The organism is Shuttleworthella sp. MSX8B (assembly GCF_000524295.1).
Classification (GTDB): Bacteria; Bacillota; Clostridia; order Lachnospirales; family Lachnospiraceae; genus Shuttleworthia; species Shuttleworthia satelles.
Genome location: NZ_JAQT01000011.1, coordinates 87156 through 108064, shown reverse-complemented (window position 1 = coordinate 108064; position 20909 = coordinate 87156). Strand labels below are relative to the sequence as shown.

The window sequence follows — 20909 nt, the reverse complement described above, 5'->3', positions numbered from 1 at the left end:
GCCCTTTATTTACAAGGGCTTGTAGGGGTTTTCATCAACACATTTTGTCCTATAACTCAAAAAAGAATACTCAAAACCTACCACTTTCCTACCAAAAACCTACCGAAAATCTACTTTTTTCAAAAATTTGTATCATCCGCAGTAGATCTGTATCGCCCGGTGAGTAAATTCAGCAGTTCCTTCTCCGCCCATCTTATTAATGTTCTCGGTGAATTCTCCGCCACCGGCATACATCTTACCAAGTCCGGAAAGAATCTCATTAGAACACTTATAAAAATGCTCGGTAATAAAACTCTGCAGCTTCCTTACCTGATCCTGTACTTCTGCAGAAGCAGGATCTTCATCCTTCATACCTCCAAACTCTTCAAAGATTTTCATGAAATTGGCCATCATACTTTCTTCCTCGCTCTTTGAACGCTTTTGGTCCTTCTCTACAAATTCCTTATATTCCGGAGTATTACCCCACCGTTCTTTTGCACGCTTAGCGTATTCGTCTAATTTGCTTGAATCAAATGCTGTAAAATCCAAATGTCTCACTCCTCTCAGTTTTAATCCACGGCACATACTGATCAGATTTTCGATGTGTTCCTTCTTTAATTCTAGAAGTTCTATCTGCTGGTCAAGTGCCAATCTCTTGTCAAAATCAGATCTGGTTACGATATCCTTGATATCCTTAAGCGGAAACTCAAGCTCACGAAACAGTAAAATCTGCTGAAGTCTCTCCAGCGCCGCATCGTCATACAGCCTGTATCCGGACTCGGTATACTCCGCCGGTTTTAAGAGCCCTATCTTATCGTAATACTGCAGCGTGCGTATACTCACTCCTGTCAGCTTACTCACTTCATTTACTGTCTTCATGGCTATCATCTCCTTCACGTGTGATTACATCATAAACTATTACGTTACGTCATAGTCAAGCAAAATATATATAATTTTGCAAAAAAAATCGGCATCAAATCCATTTTTGAACTCTTTGCCGGTCTCCGCTTCGCTTCGGTCGTTGCTGAACACGTGCCACTGGCACGTAGCAACCTCTGCTTTTCCTTCTTTCGATTGTAGGTCTTTCCGCTCGGTACGCTCCTTGTCACGGGATTAAGTTCACCCCAGGTGCGTCTCTGCTTTGCGTGATACTCGCGCTGCGCCTTCTTACTTCGCTTATAGCATATTTCTATTAAAGATTTGCTATAAACATCCGGGATTTTCTTAATAGCCTTTCAAGAAAATCATCCGGCATCTTGATGGGGTCATACTTTTTAGCGGTTGTCGCTTTGCCGTTCTCTTCCATGATTTTATGAAGTGCATCTAAAGATTTAGCGATTGCCTCAGCCTCTTCCTGATGCTTCTTCCCGAATTTAGCTTCTGAAAGATCATCAAATTCCTTCTGAAGTATTTCAAGCTCGTCTCCCTTTGTAAGTTTGCGGTATCCGTCCTCAGAATCTGGGGCTTCAACAAATCTTACTCTTGCACCGCTTTCATAGCCCTTAACAATCTCATCAGCAATAGACTGAAAACTGCTCAGTATAGCATCTTCCCTGTCTTCTATCGTCAGGTTACCATTATTCTCTGTCCGTTTCTGCTCAAGGGCATTACTCATTTCACGGGACATACGGTTATAGTAGCTCTCAGTTGGCTGATGCTCAGATATGTATCTTATCTGTTCCTGTTCTGCCTTGATATCTACGCTTCCAGGAAGTTTACTTCCATGTAAAGCCCTAAATCCTTCTGCTGAAATATTGACCTTAACCACAGGATTATTCTTCCCAAGCTCAGTTTCATTATATCTAACTGGATTACTGTTTTGTACCTTAGCCGACCCAAGCAGGTTCATCTGCGGTGGCTGATAGGTCCCATTTATATTTCCAAAAAGATTAACCGGCATACTCATGTCTCCCTTCTAAAATTACCCTTCCGACTCTCCTGCAGAAGCCTCCATTCCAGCTTCCTGCGAACCGATTTCAGGTATTTCTGGCAGTTCTCCCGTTGCCTCAGCATTTTCCGCAGCAGCTTCGGGATCATACTCGCCACCTTCCTCATCCCAGAGGGAATCATAATCTTTCGCCTTATGATTCTTCATCTGCTTCATCATAGCCTGCGCCTGTTTTGCGGAAGCGTATAATTTCTCATTTGCCTCTTGAAGCTTCTTCTCATCGGAATATGGAACATTATCGCCTCTGGACATCCTCATGGCTGTTGTCATGATCTTACCCATAGTTGCAGCATATCCCGTCTCCGGATCCGATTGCTGCCTTGCGACCTCAGCATTCCAAGCCGCTGCATATTGTTCCATCAATCCATCAAGCACTTCCTGGTTTTTCTTAAACTCTTCGTCCGAAGCCTCCACGGAAAGCTGTAATGTAGCCGCTTCTTCCTCAAACTTTTTATCACCTGTCAACTCAAACTTCTTTTTTGCCTCATCTCTTTGCTTTGCAAGGCTTCTGGTCTGATCAACAAGCTCCTGTCGGTATTCTCTGTATTTCGGAATGACTTCACCTAATTTCATAGTCATCACCCCCTAAAATCGACATGTCCGCCGACCATGCGCTCAGAATCAGTAAAAACACGATTAAGCGCTTCGCTATATGAGTATTTCTGTACTTTAGAAAGCAATTCATCCATAGATTTCGCTTCTATGGTTACATACTCCTTGCCATCGTCAATATTCTGAGGTTCTTCCTCGTCGGCTGTTTTATCTGTCTTTTTATCTTTTGCTTTCTGCAAGCGTTCTTCTCTTGCTTCTTTTTCAGCCTTCTTCTTTTCTTTATGCTTAAAAGGTATAAACGGGGTGTAATCTTTGTCTTCAACCCAATGGTACATAGTTTCTCCTTTCGATTTCCCTACCCGTCCAAATAGCATTGTCCTGCTAAATCGCTTAAATATATCACAACGTCTGTTATGCTGTAGTACAAAAATACCAAACTTAAATCATTTTATTCATAATCATGCTCGAGAATATCTGTCAACGATAAATGCTTATACAAAGTATCTCCGCTCATAACATCAATTGACGCTCGACTGCCGGGATAATGATCTATGATTTCAACTGTACCATCAAGAATCTCTTCCTTGTCAGAGCCATGATATCTGATCTTGAACTTAACATGATCACCAACCGTATAATTGCGGATATCCAGTTTGGGATCCGGCAGTTTCTCCGGTGCTCCGTCACCATCTGCAAATCCCCACTGCTTTGAAACTGTATCAACCCAGATAAATCGCTGGTCTCCGATAGGATCTCCGTTACGATACGTAGAGAAATTATCTACCGTGACAATTTCTCCAAAGTAATCAGTCATTCTGACCGGAGTATGCCCTACAACCTGCAGATATCCGACGGGATACATTTCAATTCTGCCATCCTGCGGTCTTGCCCAGATTGGTGAGGCATCACACCACAGTTCATCTCTTCGGAAACCGTTGATCTTTTCAAGAAGCCCATCTATATCTCCGCAGAAATCTGGGAGAAAATGCGAAACAAAAACTTCTGTCAAACCTGCATGGCTGAAAAGAACATTATCTATCCGATGAATATACGCTATATTCCCTGCTGGAATAAGCTTTTCAAGTTTTGATATTCTTTCAAGCACTACCGGTCTCGCATAGTCAGAATACCCTGACTCGTGAGCCTCCCAGATGTAACTCACATCATGATTTCCATAACATAGTAGAAAGTTCGGATGACGCTCTATAAATTCTTCAACTGCATCAAAGGTCTCACCATACAATCCCAAATTCTTTTCCTGATCCCAGTCATCAACAAGATCTCCAAGACAAACTATTTTGTCATATTCATTTTGAGAAAGAAGTTCCTCTGCCTTATCAAATATCCAAGGCTTCAGATGAACATCCGGAATTACAAAGACCTTACTCATTACGCTTCATCTTCCTTTCCACCGCACGATCTATTGTCACGCGATGAATACTTTCAATATCTGACAGGATACCATCCTTTATGATCTTTCCAAGATTGGTGGGCGTATAACCACATACATTGGCAGCAAGGTTGATATGCTTGCAACCATCTTTGTACGCTTCCAAATTATTATGATCGTGCCCATGGATGTTCAAACACCAGGAAAGCCCGTACACAGGCTCATGTGAAAGAAGGATCTTGTCCGAAATAAACAACGGTCCAGCGTATACTTCGCTGAACAGATCTTTATATGCTCCACGCGCATCATGATTTCCCAAGAGCAAAATCTTTTTACGCGCTTTAATCATAGGTACATACTTCGGATCACCAACATCGCCTAGGCAAACAAAGGTATCTCCTTTGCCTACCATTCCATTGATTATATCAAGTTGTTCCTCCGGCGTGATCCAATTTGGATCCATCAATTTGCAATCACTGTCTGAGAAATGCAGATCCGAAAGAATATATACACTACCGCCTTCAGACCAATGACGGAATGGTTCATATAATGTTGTGATCATCCACATTCACCTGCTCTCCAAAGAAATCTATTATCTGCTTTACCGAAACCGGAAAGAAGTTATTGGCATCTACTCCGACATCATATCGCCTGATCCCCTCTGCACGATTTGCTTCGTTATATTCCATACGAGCATGTATATGACCATGCAACTGGTATCCTCCACTACTTTTCTTTGGCCATGACAACATCGGATAATGCATCAATGCAAAGTTACGACCATCTATAGAAATCTTCATAAAGTCCCGAATATCCTCAAAGAGTCTCGGGTCATAGTTTTTATCATGATTCCCAATGATCAGATACTTTTTTCCATTCAGCTTTTTGATAAGGGCATCCGCATCATCGACTTTCATGTGATGACAGATATCACCCAGAATATAAACTGTATCATTCTGACGAACCACCGAATTGAAATTCTGAAGAAGAACTCTGTCCATTTCCTCTACAGATTCAAAAGGACGATTCTGCATATTTATTATGGCTCTGTGGCCAAAGTGCATATCTGCTGTAAAAAATACCATTTCTATAACCTCATCGAATTACAACATGCTTATCTTATCAAGCATGGAGCTGCAAAAATCCTGCACTACAACCACTGCCATCAAGATAACCATGATACCAGCAAATATCAATGAATAAAGGAACAGATCCCCCCACCTATGGATAACGATGCTATAGATAATAGCTGCTCCAACAATTAATGTTAGCAGCCCTACTGCCCATTCTGTCAGCTTCACCGAAGCCTCCAAAGCCCATCTTATAAAAAACAGAACAAAAGCAACCGGTAACAACAAGACCTTCAAGAGTTTTCGTAATATGAGCATATTAACCAATCCTCCCTTCGCGCAGCTCGTTCATCACCTTGTAAGCGATCAAACGTAAAACATATTCCGGCATGGCTCTACGGCCAAGTTCCCACTCCTGCATGGTCCGATAAGGTACACCCAACCATACAGAAAAATCAGTTCTGCTCATACCGGACTTTTCCCTGATCATTCTGAAACAATAAGCCAGGCGTCGACGCTCAGCATCCTTGTCATTTTTGTCATACTTTTCTACTTCAATCTCGATTCCTTCGAGGTTATATATTTCCTTCTTCATAGGCACCTCCTCAATGTAGTCAATGCGTGTTCTTCTGTTTTTATTATATGTAGTCATTGACTACATATCAAGGCAAAAAAAGACGGGGCAAATGAATCTAATCTGAATCTAATCAATCGCCACCGTCTGTGATAAAGCCCTTCTATTCCTTCTTCACCTTCAAGTCCATCAAATATGGAGCAACGCTTTCAAAGTCAATATCATTCTTTTCTGTTACTACCGTATTCTCTGTTACCAGCTGGTTCTCTTTCCTTACAGTTTTCCTAAACAAAAACGGATCATCTTTGCTAATAACTGTGACACTTGTATCGTGCGGATCATCAAAACCTCCGCCAACGACAGTATAATCTCCGACATTCCCGTTCTCGTCTAACTGAATACAGTAGCTTTTCGACAACTGATTAAGTCCAGGATCATATCCGAGAGAAGCTGCAATTGCATTATCCTCTCTATCATAATCTTCTTTCCACTTTTGTACCTTCTTTAAAACCTCTTCTGCAAAATTCGGATCAGATTCCATCTTCTTCTGAAGACTTTCCGGCATCAGAATAACCATCTCCCCATAATTAATCTGGCTGAGACCTTTCTGTACATTTCTATCCGTCTGTAGTGGTTCAGGACCACTTGGTCTCCATTTATTCAGGCATTCTGCTGATGAGTCTTTCTTAAAATACTCCCAAATTGGAAAATCGTTACGATCCCAGGATTCCCATGGCACATTACAATTTCCCACCTTAGTTTGAACATTATAACTAGAAAACGCTGTCTGAAACATACTGCTTACATCACCTGTTTTTCCACATGCCTCTGACAGTATTTCAGAAAAAGGGGAGATTCCTTTGTTCCCTGTCATCTGCGATACATTTTTACTAATAGTTGAGTTTATAATATGCGAAGTTATAATACTTTCTTCTTGTAAAGAATTTATGTTCAAAGGCAATCCTCCTACAATACAAAACGACGCACAATCTCATGTTCATTCCATTGAAATCCTGCGCCATCCTTAGCTGATAGTTTAAATTTTATCTGTAAATCCTTTTAAGCAACATTACGCTCTTTCTATTTTATCGGCTATAATCTGTTATTCCTTTATATCTAAATCCCTTTTGAGAATTTCAAAGTCTACTTAAAGTCTACTATGCACTTCCATTTCCCGTTTTACTGAGAGTTTCCCCACGACGAAATATAGGAATTAAAAGCTGAGCCAGGAACGAACTCCTGGCTCATACTGAATTAGGTTTCTGTTTCTGAATTCTTTTTCTTCCACTCCTCCAAAAGAGAAAACAACACTTTTTCCATCTGTGACTTGGTATAGAAATTCGGAAAGTATTCCTGCAATTTCTTCTTGGTGATCGTGAGCTGCTGAAATCTGTTGCTCTCATCCTTGGGGGCATTCTCATTCAGGATCCGCATGAGTTCCATCTTAGTGATGGTATCATTTTCCTTCAGATAATCTCTCAATGCAAAGATCTGAAACGTCTTGCAGATTTCATTCTCACACATGTACTCGTAAAGCATCTGCTGAACTTCATGATCCATGAAAGAAACTTCTACTGCAGTAGCAAGTGCCAAGGCTTTCTTATCAACCAGTTCCAAAATCGGAGGAACGAGTTCTACCAGGCGGAGATACTGATGTAACTGTCCGCGGCTTTCACCTACTTTCTCTGCAAGTTCATCATCCGCTCTGCCTTCCTGCAACTTCGTCCCAATTCGGGACGAAGTTAAATCGCTTCGCTGGCCTTGTCTGCGCATAGCATCATAACGCATCTTGTACGCAAAAGCCTTCTCGCTCGGAAGAATCTCTTCTCTCTGCAGATTCGAGTCCACCATGGCCAGTACAGCTTCATCATCATCGTACTTCTTTACGATAGCAGGAATCCTTTCCAATCCGATTTCCTTAACTGCAAATAACCGTCGATGACCTGAGATCATTTCATACTCTCCGTCTTCAAGCGGACGGACAGTAACCGGAACCAGTACTCCATTTAACATGATGCTTTCTACAAGTTCGTGCATCTTTTCATCATCCAGAACCTTAAACGGATGATTCTTGAACGGCCGGATCTTTGCAACCTCGATCTCATCACAACCGGCTACTGAAGGAACACAGAGTAATTCATCAATGGATGTCATTTTGATCTTCTGTCCAACTCTCTTAGCCACGATCCAACACCTCCTCCGTTAATGTCCGGTACGCATTTGCAGCTTTTCCTTTCGGATCATACTGATAAATACTGGACCCTTCTGCACTGATCTCTGCCGCACGAACCGAAAGAGGGATGCAGGTATGAAACACGCCTATCTGATTCGAGTAAGTATCTATGACAAGCTGTGAGATATCCCTGGCATAATTCGTCCTGGCATCTACCATCGTAAGCAATATCCCTTCGATCCGAAGATTCTTATTAAGTCTCCTCTGTACTCGTCCAATGGTTTTGATGAGCTGCTCTAAACCCTTTACCGGAAGATATGCAGCCTGGACCGGGATCAGAACACTGTCTGCTCACGCCAGGGCATTGATCGTAAGCATCCCGAGCGAGGGCATACAATCGATAATAATGTACTTGTAGTCATATTCTGCTTTGAGATATTCCACAATACTCCGGAGCATGACTTCCCTGCTCATGACATTTACCAGATTGATCTCAAGAGCTGACAATTCGATATTTGCCGGAATAAGATCTACGCCTTCATCATGCTGGATGATGGTCTCCGTGAGAGAAAGTTTTTTCTCTTCCATTACTTCTGATAACAGAGTAGACAGCGTATATTCAAGACTGTCCGGCTCTCTATATCCCAGACTGATCGTCATGGAGCCCTGGGGATCCCCATCGATCAATAAAACCTTGTTGCCCTCTGCAGCCAGTCCGATTCCAAGATTTACAGCTGTGGTGGTCTTTCCGACCCCACCCTTCTGATTTGCAACTGCGATAACCTTACACATGATCTTTGCCCTCCTTAGTTACTTTCCGGATCTCCGTACATTACTTCAATGTACTCATCCAGTTTTTCAGTATTTACAAGACAGATACGCTTGATGCGATAAACTGCCTTCGCCTCATTAGCCAGATCCATAAACGAGTGGATCCCCATAGAATAAAGGATCGCGCCCTCATCGTATCTGACCCATTTCTTCTTGCCGTTTTTGAACTGTGCCTTGTAATTATCCAGTCTCTCCTGCTTACCGGGATCTTTTGATCTTCCTCTTTCCATATCAGTTTTCTCCTTCCGCGCCTTCGCAATTGTTTTCCAGATACTTGTCGATCAACTCCAGATCGATGACCACGTTCTTCTTAATACGGATATTTGCTCCTGCCTCTTTTGCCAGTTTCACGAATGAGTAATAGTTCATGGAATACATCCGTGCGCCCTGGGCATAAGAAACAAAAGTCCGCTTCTGCTCATCTATGAACCGGTCAAGATCCGGTCCTCTTCTTAATGTCCGAAGAAGTTCCTTTTTTCTTTCTTCTTCCTTCTCTTCCTTTGATCTTTTTGCCACGATCATGAGCCTCCTTCCGAATGAAAAAATGTTTACAAGTTGCCCCAAGCACGAAAAAAGGCACCTACTCTAGATTTCTCTAAAGTAAGTGCCTGTGAAACCATCCAAAAGCTGTCCTCTGGATAATTTACCTGTTTAGTTTCAGCCAAATCCGTGCTCTACATCACATTCCGTGACGATGCACGAAGCATTTTTCCACTCTTACATGAGGCTTCAAGAGACCTCACTTTTCGGCTCAGAAAACGCGACTTTTTGCGTCTACATGCCGTTGTCCATACTTGTCCGTAGTGTGACGAAGCGTGACAAGGAATGACAAGGAGCGACGAAATTATAGCGATTTTAACGTCGGGAACAGAAGAACATCGCGAATGGCTGGGCTGTCAGTCAGGAGCATGACCAGACGGTCAATCCCGTAGCCGATGCCGCCTGTAGGAGGCATGCCGATCTCCATGGCATTTAAGAAGTCCTCATCCGTGTGGTTGGCCTCCTCGTCACCGGCTGCTGCCAGGGCATCCTGCTCCGCGAAACGCTCTCTCTGATCAATGGGGTCATTAAGCTCGGAGTAGGCATTGCACATCTCGCGGCCATAGATATAGAGTTCAAAACGCTCTACCTTGGACGGGTCTTTGGGGCTCTTCTTGGTCAAAGGAGAGATCTCAACAGGGTGATCCATGATAAAGGTGGGCTGGATCAAAGACTCCTCGCAATTCTCCTCGAAGAAGAGATTGATGATATCCCCCCTCTTGTGATGGGGCTCATAGACGATGTGATGCTCATCAGCCAGCTTCCGGGCCTCCTCCAGAGTCTTCACCTGATCGAAGTCAATCCCCGTCTTCTCCCTGATGGCGTCAATCATCGTCAGACGGCAAAAGGGCTTGCCCAGGTCAATCTCAGTCCCCTGGTAAGTGATCCTGGTACTGCCGCAGACCTTCTCAGCCAGATAGCGGAACATGGACTCCGTCAGTTCCATCATTCCGTTATAGTCAGTGTAAGCCTGGTAGAGTTCCATGAGCGTAAACTCAGGGTTATGCCGGGTGTCAACACCCTCATTGCGAAAGACGCGGCCGATCTCGTAGACGCGCTCCATACCGCCCACAATCAGCCTCTTTAAGTAGAGTTCCAGGGAGATACGGAGTTTAACATCCTCGTCGAGGGCATTGTAATGGGACTCAAAGGGACGCGCTGCTGCCCCGCCGGCATTTGATACCAGCATGGGGGTCTCAACCTCCATGAAATCGCGGCCATCCAGGAAATTGCGGATCTCCTTTATGATCTGGGATCTCTTGACAAAGGTATCCTTGACCTCGGGGTTCATGATCAGGTCCACATATCTCTGCCGGTAGCGGGTATCTGTATCTGTCAAGCCGTGGAACTTCTCCGGCAAAGGCTGCAGGGATTTGGACAAAAGCGTCACTTGACTGGCATGAACGGAAATCTCTCCCATCCTGGTGCGGAAGACCTGACCGACAACACCCAGGATATCCCCCACATCATACTTCTTAAAGAGCGCATAATCCTCCTGACCTAGATCATCACGGGTCACATAGATCTGCATATCCCCCTTGAGGTCACGAATATTGGCAAATGAGGCCTTGCCCATGACCCGCTTAAACATCATACGGCCTGCAATCTTGACCTCTTTTCCCTCCAACTCCTCAAAATGCTCGCGGATATCGACACTGTGATGTGTCTGATCGAACTTTGTGATCACAAAGGGATCCCTGCCCATCTCCCGCAGCATGGCGGCCTTCTCGCGGCGCACCTTCCTGAGCTGGTTGGTATCCTGCTTCTTATTCTGCTCTTCCATAATCTCTCCTTATATGAACCGGGAATTTATAATCGTGACGGAAGATTTCATCTCCATGAATGAAGCCGACCGCCATAATTCGTCGCTGCATATCCCGCAGGCGCGAATATGGTGGCCGGCCCCTCTCTTTCGGCCCTGATGACCTGTCTCTGATCTTTCCCTTTACTCGTCATGTGAAATGGACAGGATCTTGTACTTGAAGCTTCCTGCCTCTGTCTCAACGGTAATTGTTTCGCCTGCCTTGTGGTGAAGGATGGCTGCGCCTACGGGAGACTCATTGGAGATCTTTCCGCCCAGGCTGTTGACCTCTGTCGAGCCCACAATCTTGTAGGTCAGTTCCTCATCGTACTCCAGATCCAAAAGGGTTACAGTGGAGCCGATATTGACAATGGACTTGTCCACGATATCGTCCGCGATCTCTGCATTTTTTAAGATCTTTGTGATCTCATTGATCCGGTTCTCGATCTGCCGCTGCTCCTCCTTGGCCGCCTCATACTCGGCATTCTCGGACAGGTCTCCCTGTTCACGCGCCTCAGCGATATCTCTGGAATTCGCCTTACGCTTATTGGTCTTCAGATCCTCAAGCTCTGCCTCTAACTTCTGCAGACCCTCATAGGTCATCAGATTCTTTTTTGCTTCTGCCATGATCTCTCCTCACCCGGGCTCCTGCCCCCTTGCACGCTCTCACCCGCATCTCATAAAAATACCCCTACGCGTAAGCACAGGGTTATATATGCTCAAAATTATAGGAAGATGCCAAACAAATGTCAAGATAGCGTTCCCGGGCCAATTGAGCGCGGGCGTTCCCGGACCGCCTCGATCCCGATGGCCCCGATCGATCTCCTCTCGACGCTCACGGGCTGCCACTATCACAATGATATACCTTGTGCCTTTATCTCTATCGGTCTCCTCTCAGCTCGACGCGCACAAACTGTCAGGCTTCACGAAAGGCCAAAGTACGCCCGAAACAGCTGCTCCAGGTCCTCGTAGGTCTCCACATCGTTGACCATGCCCCTGAGCCTGGCCGACCTGGGATAGCCTGCTGTATACCAGGCGGCCTGCTTCCGCATCTCCCGGATTCCTGAATATTCCCCCTTCAGATCGCACATCATCCTGGCCTGGCGCAGCATTGTGTCGCACATCTCCTGAGGACTGGGTTTGACAGGCTCCTCTCCCTCCTGAAAGAAGCGGAGGATTTGCCTGAAAATCCAGGGATTTCCCTGGGCCGCGCGGGCGATCATGTAAGCGTCCACTCCGGTTTGCTCATACATGGCCTGCACATCGGCCGGACTCTTGATATCGCCGTTTCCAATGACCGGGATAGAGACTGCTTGCTTGACCCTTGCGATCTGCTCCCAATCAGCCGCCCCCATATAGAACTGATCTCTGGTCCTCCCGTGAACCGCCACCGCCGCCGCCCCGGACTCCTGGGCGATATGTGCCATCTCCACAGCATTGATCGTGTCCGGGCTGACTCCCAAGCGAATTTTGACGGTCAGGGGCTTATGAATGGCGCCTGCCACAGACTCGATAATCTGCCCCGCCAAAAGCGGGTTTCTGAGCAGGGCCGACCCGTCCCCGTTATTGAAGACCTTTGGGACCGGGCAGCCCATATTGATATCTAAGATGTCCCAGTGCAGGTCTTCGATTTGTCTGGCCTGTTCCGCCATAATGGCAGGATCGGACCCAAAAATCTGCAGGGAAACCGGCCGCTCCTCATCCGAAACCTTCAGGAGCTCCCTCGTATTTCTGTTCTTGTAGGCAATCGCCTTGGCAGAGACCATCTCCGTACAGACAAGCCCCGCCCCCTGCTCATGACAGAGCAGACGAAATGGGAGGTCACTCACCCCCGCCATCGGACCCAGGATCAGATTGTTGGCCAGGCTGACACTGCCGATGGTCAGAGGATGAATCACTGCATTCTCTCTCCCATCCTTCCTTTCCTTCGCCCGCGCCTTCTCTGTCATCCGTCCTCCTCTTCTCTTTTATGCCTTGAGTAACCCGTTCACAAATTGCATCAGCGGTCCCGTTCGTCCCCGCCATCAGCCATTCCTCTTGCATACGCCATCAGGCAGTCCTCTCGCATACACAATCAACCGACGAATCTACCTGCTCTCCCGCAGTCCCTATTTCCTATCCCCGGTCGGTTTTATTATCTTTCTGACTGCCGCTTTTCATATACCGTCTCATATGCAGCTACCGTTACCCTTATATGCAGCTGCCATCATATACAGCGGGTTCATATGTCAAATACTCTCTATTTTTGAACCCGTCTTCTCTGCTTCTGATATATGATCTTTAATCCCAGCAAAGTCAGGTTGGGATCATAGATATCTATACAGTCGGTCTCCTTGGCGATCATCCCCCCCAGGCCGCCGGTAGCGATGACTTTAACCTTCTGATAACCGGACGCGCGGATCATCTCCCTGACAATATACTCGGTCTGGCCGATCTGTCCGAAGATCAAACCCGCCTGCATGGAGGAAATCGTCTCTTTGGCCAGAATGCTCTTTGGCTTAGTCAGCTCCACCTCGGGCAGCTTTGCCGCCCTTTCCCAGAGAGCTGAGGCGGAGATGCGAATCCCCGGTGCAATGACTGCCGCCTCAAAGGCCCCGTCGTCTCCAATCAGGTCATAGGTGGTCGCCGTTCCATAATCCAAAACCAGACAGGGTCCTCCGTAGATCTCATAGGCCCCGGCAGCGTCCACAATGCGGTCTGCGCCGATCTGCTTCGGATTCTCCGTGACGATCTTGATGCCTGTCTTAATGCCGGCCTCTACCAGAAGCGGATGAATTCCGAAATATTTGTAGATGCCATTGATTAAAGAGTAGTTGATTTTTGGTACAACCGAGGACAAGATACAATCCTCGACAGAGGAGGGATTCATCCCATTGTACTGCAGGATATCTGTCAGAATCACCCCATACTCATCACTGGTCCGGTCTGATCGGGTCGTCATCCGGTAGGGCCCCCTCATCTCCTCACCGTCAAAAACTCCCAGAGTAATATTTGTGTTTCCAGCATCAATGCAAAGCAACATAGCAATTTCCTCAGTGACAACAGGAAATGATCCTGCTGTCCCCTCTCCTGTTCTTCCTCTCACTCCGCTCAATTTGATCACTCAATTTGATTATGAAAGGATTCCTTCTCTGACTGCAACTTCCCAACTGCTTCATGAGGCAGTCGAACTCTTCTGTTCATCGTATGCCCTGTAACAAATTTCTTACGCTTTCTCAGGAACTGCCTGTCCCAGCCGTGTAACCTTATAATAGTTCTCTAAAGATTCCAGGAGTTCCCTCCGCTTGCGCTGCATTTCCCTGATCTTAAGCCCACTTCCGATCTCGTCAAAAAGAGCGTCATCTTCCCTGTGATCAGCGCGAATCAGCAGGTCTCCATCCGGTGTGAAGACCAGCTCTATCTCTCCGCTGACCTCCGAGCTGTACATCACACACATAATCTTCAGTTCCTCTTGAATGCCCTTGGGCAGTGAGACAAATTCCGGATTGAAATAGAATTTCCTGCTGTAGGAACTGGCTCCGCAGAGAACAGTCCCCCTTGTTATATCCGCCATTTTTTCACTTTCACTCTTCATCTGTTTTTTCATTGATCCCGAGAAGACATACATCCGCCCTCCCAAAAGCGACACATCTCTCGGATGTATCCAATCATTCCGGGCAGCTCATCACAATTCCTATCCGCTCCCCAGAGGAGGCACATGGCTCAGACATAGCCATAGAGCCCGCGCACATGAACCTCACCGGAATTGATCATTCGGCGTCTTCCCCCGCTTTCAACAATCAGTTCTCCCCGGCTGTTGACTCCCCGGCAAATGCCCTCATAGACCCCGGCCGGATCCATAACCCTGACCCTCTGTTCCCGGTTGACCAGACGTTCATTGTAATCCGAGAGAAGAAATTCCAAATTCGCCGTCTGCGAAAACTCCCGGTAGAGATCGGAAAAATGCTCCCAAATGGACCGAATCAGCTTTCTGCGGCTGATATGAGAAATACCGGCACGATCACCCGTCTCCCGGTTGTCCGCATGCACAGATCCCCTGTAATCGAAATCTGCTCCTCCCCGCAGGAGAACCGCCTCATCTAAGGAGATCGCCTTGTCTGCGATCTGCGGGTCGTAGCTTCTCTGGTGAACATTGATTCCAATGCCGACAAGCACATAGCGGGCTCTGCCCCCCTCGGCCGCCATCTCTGTCAGAATGCCTGCCGCTTTCCTGCCCGCGATCACAATATCGTTGGGCCATTTGATCCGGCTTTCAATTCCTGTCTCCTCCTCAATTGCGAGGACTGTCGCCATGGCCGCCAAGAGGGTTAATCTGGGGACAGCCTCCATGGGCAGTGTATCCGGATGCAGGAGCATGGATGTCGATATCGACGTTCCCTCCGGAGACTGCCAGCTGTGACCGCTTCTCCCCCGACCGGCGGTCTGCTGATTGGCGGAGACAACATATCCCTCCGGAAGAACGCTCTGACTGCTCCTCCTCTTCAATTCACTGTTGGTAGAGTCGATTCTCTCAATCCAGTCATAGGAAATCTGCATGCTTGATCTCTTTTCATCGCGGCATGGTCGCGTACATGATGGCCTTGATCGAGTGCATACGATTCTCCGCCTCCTCAAAGACCACACTGGCAGGGCTCTCGAAGACCTCGTCTGTCACTTCCATCTGACTCAGGCCAAATTTCTCGTAAATCTGGCGGCCCAGTCCGGTTCCAAGATCATGGAAGGCAGGCAGGCAGTGCATAAAGAGACAGGTATCCCTGGCGTAGGACATCGCTTTCGCGTTCACCTGATAGGGAAGCAGGTCGCAAATCCGTTGCTCCCAGATCTCGAAGGGTTCCCCCATGGAGACCCAGACGTCCGTGTATATCACGTCCGCGTCCTTGCAGCCCGCCTCTACATCACTTGTCAGAGTCACGCTTCCGCCGCTGGTCTCACAGATTTTCTTGCTGTAATCAACCAGCTCCCGGGAAGGAAAGCAGTTGGGATGAGAACAGAGGACATAGTGCATGCCGAGCTTGGCACAGGTCACCATGAGAGAATTGCCCATATTAAAGGAACCATCCCCCATAAAGACGAATTTCCTTCCCTCAAGCTCTCCCAGACGCTCCTTGATTGTCATCATATCCGCAATCATCTGCGTGGGATGAGACTCATCCGTCAGACCGTTCCAGACGGGAACTCCCGCGTACTTGGCCAGCTCCTCGACAATCTCCTGTCCAAAGCCCCGATACTCGATCCCGTCAAACATCCTTCCCAGGACACGGGCGGTATCCTTGATCGACTCCTTCTTGCCGATCTGGGAGCCGGATGGATCCAGATAAGTTGTATGCATGCCCAGATCCGCCGCAGCCACCTCGAAGGCACAGCGGGTTCTGGTCGAAGTTTTCTCGAAAATCAGGGCAATATTCTTGCCGCGAAGCTCAGCGCTCTGGTCAATCCCCTCTCGCTTCTCTCTCTTGAGACGAATGGCAAGATCAATCAGACTCCTGATTTCTTCCCCGGAAAAATCCTTCATCTTCAGCAGATTTCTTCCCTGTAAATTCATGTTCTACTCCTGTAAAAATCAGCGCGGCTTCAGGCTGTTCCCTCTGCCCGAAGTTGACCTGTCCTACGTCCCTTTTGGCTCGCGGTCCGGTTAAATTCCGCTTCATTATATCCCAGTTCCGCTTTTCTGTGAATTCTGTAGAGCAAAGGAAAAACTGCATGAAAACGGCACCACTGGTCCCCATTTCCACACAGTCTTTCTCATTGCTCTCGCATTTTCATTCGTCCCCGGCAAAGCCCTATGCGATCCGCTTTTATATCACTTCAGACGAGGTGAACGGATATCGGTCTTTGCGGCCTCACTGGCAGACTTGGTAGTTACCTCATGATTAATGGAACGAGTGGTCACAGAAGCCTCTATGCCTCCTTTCCCGGTATCGGAGTGAATGCACGGATCTGCAGTCGTGTCGACATTGGGGTTTGGTGCCTTATCGACAGGCGTATAATCTCCGATCCCCAGCGCCTCGCCGGCAAGTCCCAAATTGGCAATGGTACTGCTGATATCAGAGGGCATAAAGATCTTGGTGGCGCGGCCGTCCGCCACATCCTTCAGGGCCTCCAGTCCCTTGAGCTTGAGGACGCCCTCGCTGACCTTGGACTCATTTAACATCTTGACACCGGCTGCCTCTGCCTCATATACAAGCTCAATTGACTTGGCGCGGCCTTCTGCCAAAGCGATCTGCGCTTCCTTCTCCGCCTCGGCGGCCAGGATCTTGGCCTTCTTATCTCCCTCGGCGCGACTGACAACGGCCTCCTGATGCGCCTGCGCCTCAAGGACGGTCTGCCGCCTCTCTCTCTCCGCCCGCATCTGCTTGGTCATAACCTCCTCGATCTCGCGGGGCGGCTGAATATTCTTGATCTCAACACGGGTTACCTTGATTCCCCAGGCATCAGTCGCCTCATCCAGAACGGCCTGCATCTTGGCGTTGATCTGCTCGCGGGAGGTCAGGGTCGCGTCCAGCTCCATCTCTCCTATGATGGAACGAAGGGTAGTCGCTGACAGATTCTGCAGACCTGCCAGGGGATTCTCAACTCCATAGGTATAGAGCTGGGGATCAAAGACCTTGCAGAAGACGACGGAGTCGATCTGCATGGTAACATTATCCTTGGTGATAACGGGCTGGGGCGGGAAATCAAACACCTGCTCCTTGAGCGAAATGTTCTTGACCACCCTCTCAATAAAGGGTACCTTCAGATGAAGGCCGGCATCCCAGGTCGCCTTGTAACGGCCAAGGCGCTCAATCACATTTGCGTGGGCCTGCGGTACGATACGTACGTTGGACACCAACAGCGCCAGAACAATGATAAGGATGACAATTCCTATAATTTGTGACATATCTTACCTCCTCGTTTCCAGTCTCTGCTCCATCACATATTGGAAGATCACTGTCCCCATTATATCAGACAGGTCCTTTATATTCCTTAACAAAAACTGAAAAATTGACTTTTATCCAACCCCGGATAGACTTAAGATATTGATTGTCCCTCTTCTCTCTGATGGCAACAATTCAAATGACCTTTTGCTATATCAATGATTGTGGCAGTCCCGCGAAAAAGGAGTGTTTCATATGAAGAAAATTGTACTGACCGGCGGCGGAACAGCCGGTCATGTAACCCCCAATATCGCCCTTCTTCCCCGTCTGCGAGAAGAAGGGTATCAGGTAGAGTACATCGGTTCTTATCACGGAATGGAGAAAGGGCTGGTTCAGAAGGCCGGCCTGTCCTATCACGGCATTTCCTCCGGCAAATTGCGCCGCTATTTTTCCCTGAAAAACGCCACCGATGTTCTCCGCGTCGCCAAGGGCTACTTTGAGGCTCTCTTTCTTCTGAAGCGGCTTCGCCCCAATCTCGTCTTTTCCAAGGGCGGCTTTGTCTCTGTCCCCGTCGTCCTGGCGGCCAAAACCCTTCATATTCCCGCCATCATCCATGAATCCGATATGACGCCGGGCCTGGCCAACCGCATCGCCATGCGGGGGGCCGTCAAGGTCTGCTGCAACTTCCCGGAAACGCTCAAGTACCTGCCCAAAGACAAGGCCGTGCTGACAGGATCTCCCATTCGTCAGGAACTGCTGCATGGCGATCCTTCCAGAGCTTACGCCTTCACCGGCTTTTCCCATGACAAGCCCGTCCTTCTCATTATCGGAGGATCCCTGGGCTCCGTCTTCATCAATCGCGCCGTGCGCGGTTCTCTGGATCAGCTCCTGGACCAGTATCAGATCATCCACCTCTGCGGCAAGGGAAACCTGGATGCCTCCCTGGACAATCGCGAAGGCTATCGCCAATATGAATATATCTCTGAAGAATTGCCCGATCTTTTCGCGGCTGCTAGCCTGATCGTCTCCAGAGCCGGCGCCAACGCCATTTGTGAGCTGCTCTCTCTGCGCAAGCCCAATATTCTGATTCCCCTCTCCGCCGCTGCCAGTCGCGGAGATCAGATTTTAAACGCACGCTCCTTCGAAAAGCAGGGCTTCTCCTACGTCATAGAGGAGGAGGCATGCAATGAGGAGAGCTTGGCAAAAGCCATTGATTATGTCTCTGAGCATGCCTCTGACTATATCTGCGCCATGGAGGACTCCGGTCAGATGGATTCCATCGGAAAGATTATGGACCTGTTTGAGACCATCGCCCGATCCTGAAACTCCCCATGGAAAAAGGGAAAATTGTCTTAACCACCTTCTTGATCCTCTGATAGGGGTTCCCCCGGCCCCGGCAGCTTTTCTTCCCGGTTGAAAACCCTGATCCCTTCTTCTGACTAGCGGATTTGACGGGCCAGTTTTTCTCTGATCGCCTTAATCTCCTCCTCTGAGAGTCCTCTTTGCTTCCAGAGCAGGAAGCCCTGGTTATTGGGGGCATTTTTATAGCGGGGGATCAGGTGCATGTGAAAATGAAACACGGTCTGACCGGCAATCTCGCCATTATTCTGCAGAATGTTAAACCCGTCACAGCCAAGCGTCTCCGTCATGGCACAGGCCATTTTCCGGGCCAGGGGAAAGAGCCTGGCGGCAAGGGTATCGTCCAGTTCATAGATATCAGCATAATGCTCCTTGGGGAGAATCAGCGCATGTCCCTCGCTGGCAGGATTGGCGTCTAAGATGACGCGAAAATCCTCATCCTCATAGATGGTGTTCGCGGGGATCTGTCCGTTGGCAAGCTTACAGAAAATACAGTCGTCTCTCTTCATCGTCCTGGCTCCTCGATTGTCCTATCTTCTCACAGGTGAATTTCACAGGCTCATTATAGGACTTGCCCTAGCGGAAGACAAACGGTTCCCCGGCGAAGAAGACCTCTTCCCCCATGGAAAGACGGTGCTCCTGATGAGGCGCGAGCCAGACCTCCTCCCCCCGTATTTGGCAGAAGGTTCCGTTCAGTGAGGATAAATCCTCCAGATAAACCCCGTCTCTCTTTCGATACAAAACCGCGTGCATGCGGCTGATCCCCGGGCTCTTTAAAATGACCTGGTTGTCCGGTCCTGACCCAATGTGACAGGTCAGCCCCTGCATCTGAAAGCTCTCGAATCCTCCTCTTCCCTGATATTCAAAAAAGCCCCGGGCACAATGAGGCTCTTCTCCTGACTCCTCCCTTTCTTTTCTTCCCGGCTCCAGCAGAACCGTCTCGTCCGATTCCAGCCGATCCTCGTCAAAATGCACCGGGATCTCCTCTTTGGCCGGCGGAATCAAAACACTCGCCCTCTGACTCAGGCGTTCTGTCAGCCCCTTCTTCCTCTTGACAGCGGAACCAAGGCCCGATAACAGGCGCTGAAACATCCCCTTCAGCGGAGACTGCGCTTCCAGCAGCTCAAGTGGAATCATCTGGTCAGACTCTTCTAAGTGACGCTGAAAAAGGCGGGTGACCGCATCTGCCGAAGAGACGTCTTTGCGGTTGCTGATGTCTTTGATGAGAGGCCCTTCTTCTTCCTCTGGGGATTTCTCTTCTGCCTCCTCCTCTTCGTATTCTTCTCTCACTTCCTCCGCCGGGATCTGTTCCAGCAGATCCCGGATGCGACAGGAATCCGCGGCGAGCATCTCGTACAGCTGATAGCAGGTCTCGCGCAGTCTCTCATCTCCATGGTCCAGGACAAGGAGCAAATACTCAAATACGGAGAGCAGACCTCCCTCCCCCTCGGGAATATCAATCGGGCAGTAACAGAGGCTTATCCTCCCGCTCCCCTGATGAAGATCCAGATAGAGACTTTCGGCGGACAGATAGATGGATCGCTCCGAGATCAGATAGCGGTCCAGTTCTCCATAGGCCTGTGCCAATCCGAGAAGAATCCTTCGCAAAAGAGTCAGATCCAGTCCTCCCTCTTGTTCAAGATAGTCCTTGAGCGCGCGTTTCCCACTGATATCGTACCAGACCTGCCTCTGTTCATTCTGGTCAACCAGGTGAAAGGGAAGAAGGCAGGACAACTGCTGCCTCTGCAGCATCCGGTCTTCATACCCCTCCTCTGACGGTCTGCCCTCCAGGATCATATAAATCTTCTGTCTGTTTCTGGAATAGCGGTAATTCATAA

Annotated in this window: 24 protein-coding genes and 2 pseudogenes; 1 reads left to right on the top strand and 25 read right to left on the bottom strand. The window is 48.2% G+C overall.

What is annotated here, in order from left to right; all coding sequences use genetic code 11:
• Positions 1 to 132 precede the first annotated feature (132 nt).
• The 23 genes and pseudogenes from HMPREF1508_RS02905 to HMPREF1508_RS02800 form a co-directional block, all read right to left on the bottom strand.
• Positions 133 to 858 carry a MerR family transcriptional regulator gene (locus HMPREF1508_RS02905; protein WP_044959252.1) on the bottom strand — a complete coding sequence of 242 codons (726 nt, stop codon included), beginning with the start codon at positions 856 to 858 and terminating at the stop codon, positions 133 to 135.
• Between the two features lie 313 nt (positions 859 to 1171).
• Positions 1172 to 1879 carry a hypothetical protein gene (locus HMPREF1508_RS02900; RefSeq protein ID WP_044959251.1) on the bottom strand — a complete coding sequence of 236 codons (708 nt, stop codon included), beginning with the start codon at positions 1877 to 1879 and terminating at the stop codon, positions 1172 to 1174.
• A 21-nt stretch (positions 1880 to 1900) separates the two neighbouring features.
• Complete coding sequence (locus HMPREF1508_RS02895; protein WP_156923165.1) at positions 1901 to 2500, bottom strand: hypothetical protein; 600 nt, start codon at positions 2498 to 2500, stop codon at positions 1901 to 1903.
• 5 nt (positions 2501 to 2505) lie between these two features.
• Complete coding sequence (locus HMPREF1508_RS02890; protein ID WP_044959242.1) at positions 2506 to 2814, bottom strand: DUF6033 family protein; 309 nt, start codon at positions 2812 to 2814, stop codon at positions 2506 to 2508.
• 113 nt (positions 2815 to 2927) lie between these two features.
• Complete coding sequence (locus HMPREF1508_RS02885; protein ID WP_049906858.1) at positions 2928 to 3869, bottom strand: metallophosphoesterase; 942 nt, start codon at positions 3867 to 3869, stop codon at positions 2928 to 2930.
• The gene (locus tag HMPREF1508_RS02880) at positions 3862 to 4431 is read right to left on the bottom strand and encodes a metallophosphoesterase (RefSeq protein ID WP_198015551.1); all 570 of its coding nucleotides are present in this window, start codon (positions 4429 to 4431) and stop codon (positions 3862 to 3864) included. Before HMPREF1508_RS02880 ends, HMPREF1508_RS02885 begins: the two co-directional genes overlap by 8 nt.
• Positions 4412 to 4954 (bottom strand): metallophosphoesterase, encoded by a 543-nt coding sequence (locus HMPREF1508_RS02875; RefSeq protein WP_044959240.1) that lies wholly within the window; start codon positions 4952 to 4954, stop codon positions 4412 to 4414. The genes HMPREF1508_RS02880 and HMPREF1508_RS02875 overlap by 20 nt, the downstream gene beginning before the upstream one ends.
• 18 nt (positions 4955 to 4972) lie before the next feature.
• Positions 4973 to 5257, bottom strand: coding sequence for a hypothetical protein (locus HMPREF1508_RS02870; protein WP_044959239.1), 285 nt, complete (start codon positions 5255 to 5257; stop codon positions 4973 to 4975).
• A 1-nt stretch (position 5258) separates the two neighbouring features.
• A complete protein-coding gene (locus HMPREF1508_RS02865) occupies positions 5259 to 5534 on the bottom strand; it encodes a helix-turn-helix domain-containing protein (protein WP_044959238.1) in 276 nt (91 codons plus the stop codon).
• 142 nt (positions 5535 to 5676) lie between these two features.
• Positions 5677 to 6468: a hypothetical protein gene (locus HMPREF1508_RS02860; RefSeq protein WP_044959237.1), complete on the bottom strand. Its 792-nt coding sequence runs from the start codon at positions 6466 to 6468 to the stop codon at positions 5677 to 5679.
• 299 nt (positions 6469 to 6767) lie between these two features.
• Positions 6768 to 7697 (bottom strand): ParB/RepB/Spo0J family partition protein, encoded by a 930-nt coding sequence (locus tag HMPREF1508_RS02855; protein WP_198015550.1) that lies wholly within the window; start codon positions 7695 to 7697, stop codon positions 6768 to 6770.
• Positions 7690 to 8478, bottom strand: a pseudogene (locus HMPREF1508_RS02850) (ParA family protein). Before HMPREF1508_RS02850 ends, HMPREF1508_RS02855 begins: the two are co-directional and overlap by 8 nt.
• Positions 8479 to 8492: 14 nt before the next feature.
• The gene (locus tag HMPREF1508_RS02845) at positions 8493 to 8747 is read right to left on the bottom strand and encodes a DUF6462 family protein (RefSeq protein ID WP_044959236.1); all 255 of its coding nucleotides are present in this window, start codon (positions 8745 to 8747) and stop codon (positions 8493 to 8495) included.
• 1 nt (position 8748) lies between these two features.
• Positions 8749 to 9033, bottom strand: a complete 285-nt coding sequence (locus HMPREF1508_RS02840; protein WP_156923164.1) for a DUF6462 family protein — start codon at positions 9031 to 9033, stop codon at positions 8749 to 8751.
• A 331-nt stretch (positions 9034 to 9364) separates the two neighbouring features.
• A pseudogene (lysS, locus tag HMPREF1508_RS02835) lies at positions 9365 to 10840 on the bottom strand (lysine--tRNA ligase); the annotation flags it as partial.
• 162 nt (positions 10841 to 11002) lie between these two features.
• On the bottom strand, positions 11003 to 11485 hold the full coding sequence (gene greA / locus HMPREF1508_RS02830) for a transcription elongation factor GreA (protein WP_044959233.1): 483 nt from the start codon (positions 11483 to 11485) through the stop codon (positions 11003 to 11005).
• Between the two features lie 296 nt (positions 11486 to 11781).
• A complete protein-coding gene (gene dusB, locus HMPREF1508_RS02825; protein WP_242834484.1) occupies positions 11782 to 12807 on the bottom strand; it encodes a tRNA dihydrouridine synthase DusB in 1026 nt (341 codons plus the stop codon).
• Positions 12808 to 13097: 290 nt separating this feature from the next.
• Positions 13098 to 13880 (bottom strand): type III pantothenate kinase, encoded by a 783-nt coding sequence (locus HMPREF1508_RS02820; protein ID WP_044959230.1) that lies wholly within the window; start codon positions 13878 to 13880, stop codon positions 13098 to 13100.
• Between the two features lie 183 nt (positions 13881 to 14063).
• Complete coding sequence (locus tag HMPREF1508_RS02815) at positions 14064 to 14411, bottom strand: DUF6145 family protein (protein WP_044959269.1); 348 nt, start codon at positions 14409 to 14411, stop codon at positions 14064 to 14066.
• A gap of 149 nt (positions 14412 to 14560) precedes the next feature.
• Positions 14561 to 15394, bottom strand: a complete 834-nt coding sequence (locus HMPREF1508_RS02810) for a biotin--[acetyl-CoA-carboxylase] ligase (protein WP_049906856.1) — start codon at positions 15392 to 15394, stop codon at positions 14561 to 14563.
• 13 nt (positions 15395 to 15407) lie between these two features.
• On the bottom strand, positions 15408 to 16400 hold the full coding sequence (gene argF / locus HMPREF1508_RS02805; RefSeq protein WP_044959228.1) for an ornithine carbamoyltransferase: 993 nt from the start codon (positions 16398 to 16400) through the stop codon (positions 15408 to 15410).
• Positions 16330 to 16590 (bottom strand): hypothetical protein, encoded by a 261-nt coding sequence (locus HMPREF1508_RS10345; protein ID WP_198015549.1) that lies wholly within the window; start codon positions 16588 to 16590, stop codon positions 16330 to 16332. Before HMPREF1508_RS10345 ends, argF begins: the two co-directional genes overlap by 71 nt.
• 68 nt (positions 16591 to 16658) lie before the next feature.
• On the bottom strand, positions 16659 to 17735 hold the full coding sequence (locus HMPREF1508_RS02800; protein ID WP_006906809.1) for an SPFH domain-containing protein: 1077 nt from the start codon (positions 17733 to 17735) through the stop codon (positions 16659 to 16661).
• 232 nt (positions 17736 to 17967) lie between these two features.
• Between HMPREF1508_RS02800 and HMPREF1508_RS02795 the strand changes: the two genes are divergently transcribed.
• Complete coding sequence (locus HMPREF1508_RS02795) at positions 17968 to 19035, top strand: undecaprenyldiphospho-muramoylpentapeptide beta-N-acetylglucosaminyltransferase (RefSeq protein WP_044959226.1); 1068 nt, start codon at positions 17968 to 17970, stop codon at positions 19033 to 19035.
• A gap of 116 nt (positions 19036 to 19151) precedes the next feature.
• Here the strand turns inward: HMPREF1508_RS02795 and HMPREF1508_RS02790 are convergent, their stop codons facing one another.
• Positions 19152 to 19580, bottom strand: a complete 429-nt coding sequence (locus HMPREF1508_RS02790) for an HIT family protein (protein ID WP_006906812.1) — start codon at positions 19578 to 19580, stop codon at positions 19152 to 19154.
• Between the two features lie 67 nt (positions 19581 to 19647).
• Complete coding sequence (locus HMPREF1508_RS02785) at positions 19648 to 20907, bottom strand: DUF6382 domain-containing protein (protein WP_044959224.1); 1260 nt, start codon at positions 20905 to 20907, stop codon at positions 19648 to 19650.
• Between the last annotated feature and the right edge of the window lie 2 nt (positions 20908 to 20909).

What these genes read in the sequence shown, in the direction of transcription:
- HMPREF1508_RS02785 (WP_044959224.1), bottom strand. Translation starts at nt 20,907, where the DNA reads ATGAATTACCGCTATTCCAGAAACAGACAGAAGATTTATATGATCCTG.
- HMPREF1508_RS02890 (WP_044959242.1), bottom strand. Translation starts at nt 2,814, where the DNA reads ATGTACCATTGGGTTGAAGACAAAGATTACACCCCGTTTATACCTTTT.
- HMPREF1508_RS02905 (WP_044959252.1), bottom strand. Translation starts at nt 858, where the DNA reads ATGAAGACAGTAAATGAAGTGAGTAAGCTGACAGGAGTGAGTATACGC.
- greA (WP_044959233.1), bottom strand. Translation starts at nt 11,485, where the DNA reads ATGGCAGAAGCAAAAAAGAATCTGATGACCTATGAGGGTCTGCAGAAG.
- dusB (WP_242834484.1), bottom strand. Translation starts at nt 12,807, where the DNA reads ATGACAGAGAAGGCGCGGGCGAAGGAAAGGAAGGATGGGAGAGAGAAT.
- HMPREF1508_RS02795 (WP_044959226.1), top strand. Translation starts at nt 17,968, where the DNA reads ATGAAGAAAATTGTACTGACCGGCGGCGGAACAGCCGGTCATGTAACC.
- HMPREF1508_RS02790 (WP_006906812.1), bottom strand. Translation starts at nt 19,580, where the DNA reads ATGAAGAGAGACGACTGTATTTTCTGTAAGCTTGCCAACGGACAGATC.
- HMPREF1508_RS02885 (WP_049906858.1), bottom strand. Translation starts at nt 3,869, where the DNA reads ATGAGTAAGGTCTTTGTAATTCCGGATGTTCATCTGAAGCCTTGGATA.
- HMPREF1508_RS02895 (WP_156923165.1), bottom strand. Translation starts at nt 2,500, where the DNA reads ATGAAATTAGGTGAAGTCATTCCGAAATACAGAGAATACCGACAGGAG.
- argF (WP_044959228.1), bottom strand. Translation starts at nt 16,400, where the DNA reads ATGAATTTACAGGGAAGAAATCTGCTGAAGATGAAGGATTTTTCCGGG.
- HMPREF1508_RS02815 (WP_044959269.1), bottom strand. Translation starts at nt 14,411, where the DNA reads ATGGCGGATATAACAAGGGGGACTGTTCTCTGCGGAGCCAGTTCCTAC.
- HMPREF1508_RS02800 (WP_006906809.1), bottom strand. Translation starts at nt 17,735, where the DNA reads ATGTCACAAATTATAGGAATTGTCATCCTTATCATTGTTCTGGCGCTG.
- HMPREF1508_RS02900 (WP_044959251.1), bottom strand. Translation starts at nt 1,879, where the DNA reads ATGCCGGTTAATCTTTTTGGAAATATAAATGGGACCTATCAGCCACCG.
- HMPREF1508_RS02820 (WP_044959230.1), bottom strand. Translation starts at nt 13,880, where the DNA reads ATGTTGCTTTGCATTGATGCTGGAAACACAAATATTACTCTGGGAGTT.
- HMPREF1508_RS02875 (WP_044959240.1), bottom strand. Translation starts at nt 4,954, where the DNA reads ATGGTATTTTTTACAGCAGATATGCACTTTGGCCACAGAGCCATAATA.
- HMPREF1508_RS02810 (WP_049906856.1), bottom strand. Translation starts at nt 15,394, where the DNA reads ATGCAGATTTCCTATGACTGGATTGAGAGAATCGACTCTACCAACAGT.
- HMPREF1508_RS02870 (WP_044959239.1), bottom strand. Translation starts at nt 5,257, where the DNA reads ATGCTCATATTACGAAAACTCTTGAAGGTCTTGTTGTTACCGGTTGCT.
- HMPREF1508_RS02845 (WP_044959236.1), bottom strand. Translation starts at nt 8,747, where the DNA reads ATGGAAAGAGGAAGATCAAAAGATCCCGGTAAGCAGGAGAGACTGGAT.
- HMPREF1508_RS02880 (WP_198015551.1), bottom strand. Translation starts at nt 4,431, where the DNA reads ATGATCACAACATTATATGAACCATTCCGTCATTGGTCTGAAGGCGGT.
- HMPREF1508_RS02865 (WP_044959238.1), bottom strand. Translation starts at nt 5,534, where the DNA reads ATGAAGAAGGAAATATATAACCTCGAAGGAATCGAGATTGAAGTAGAA.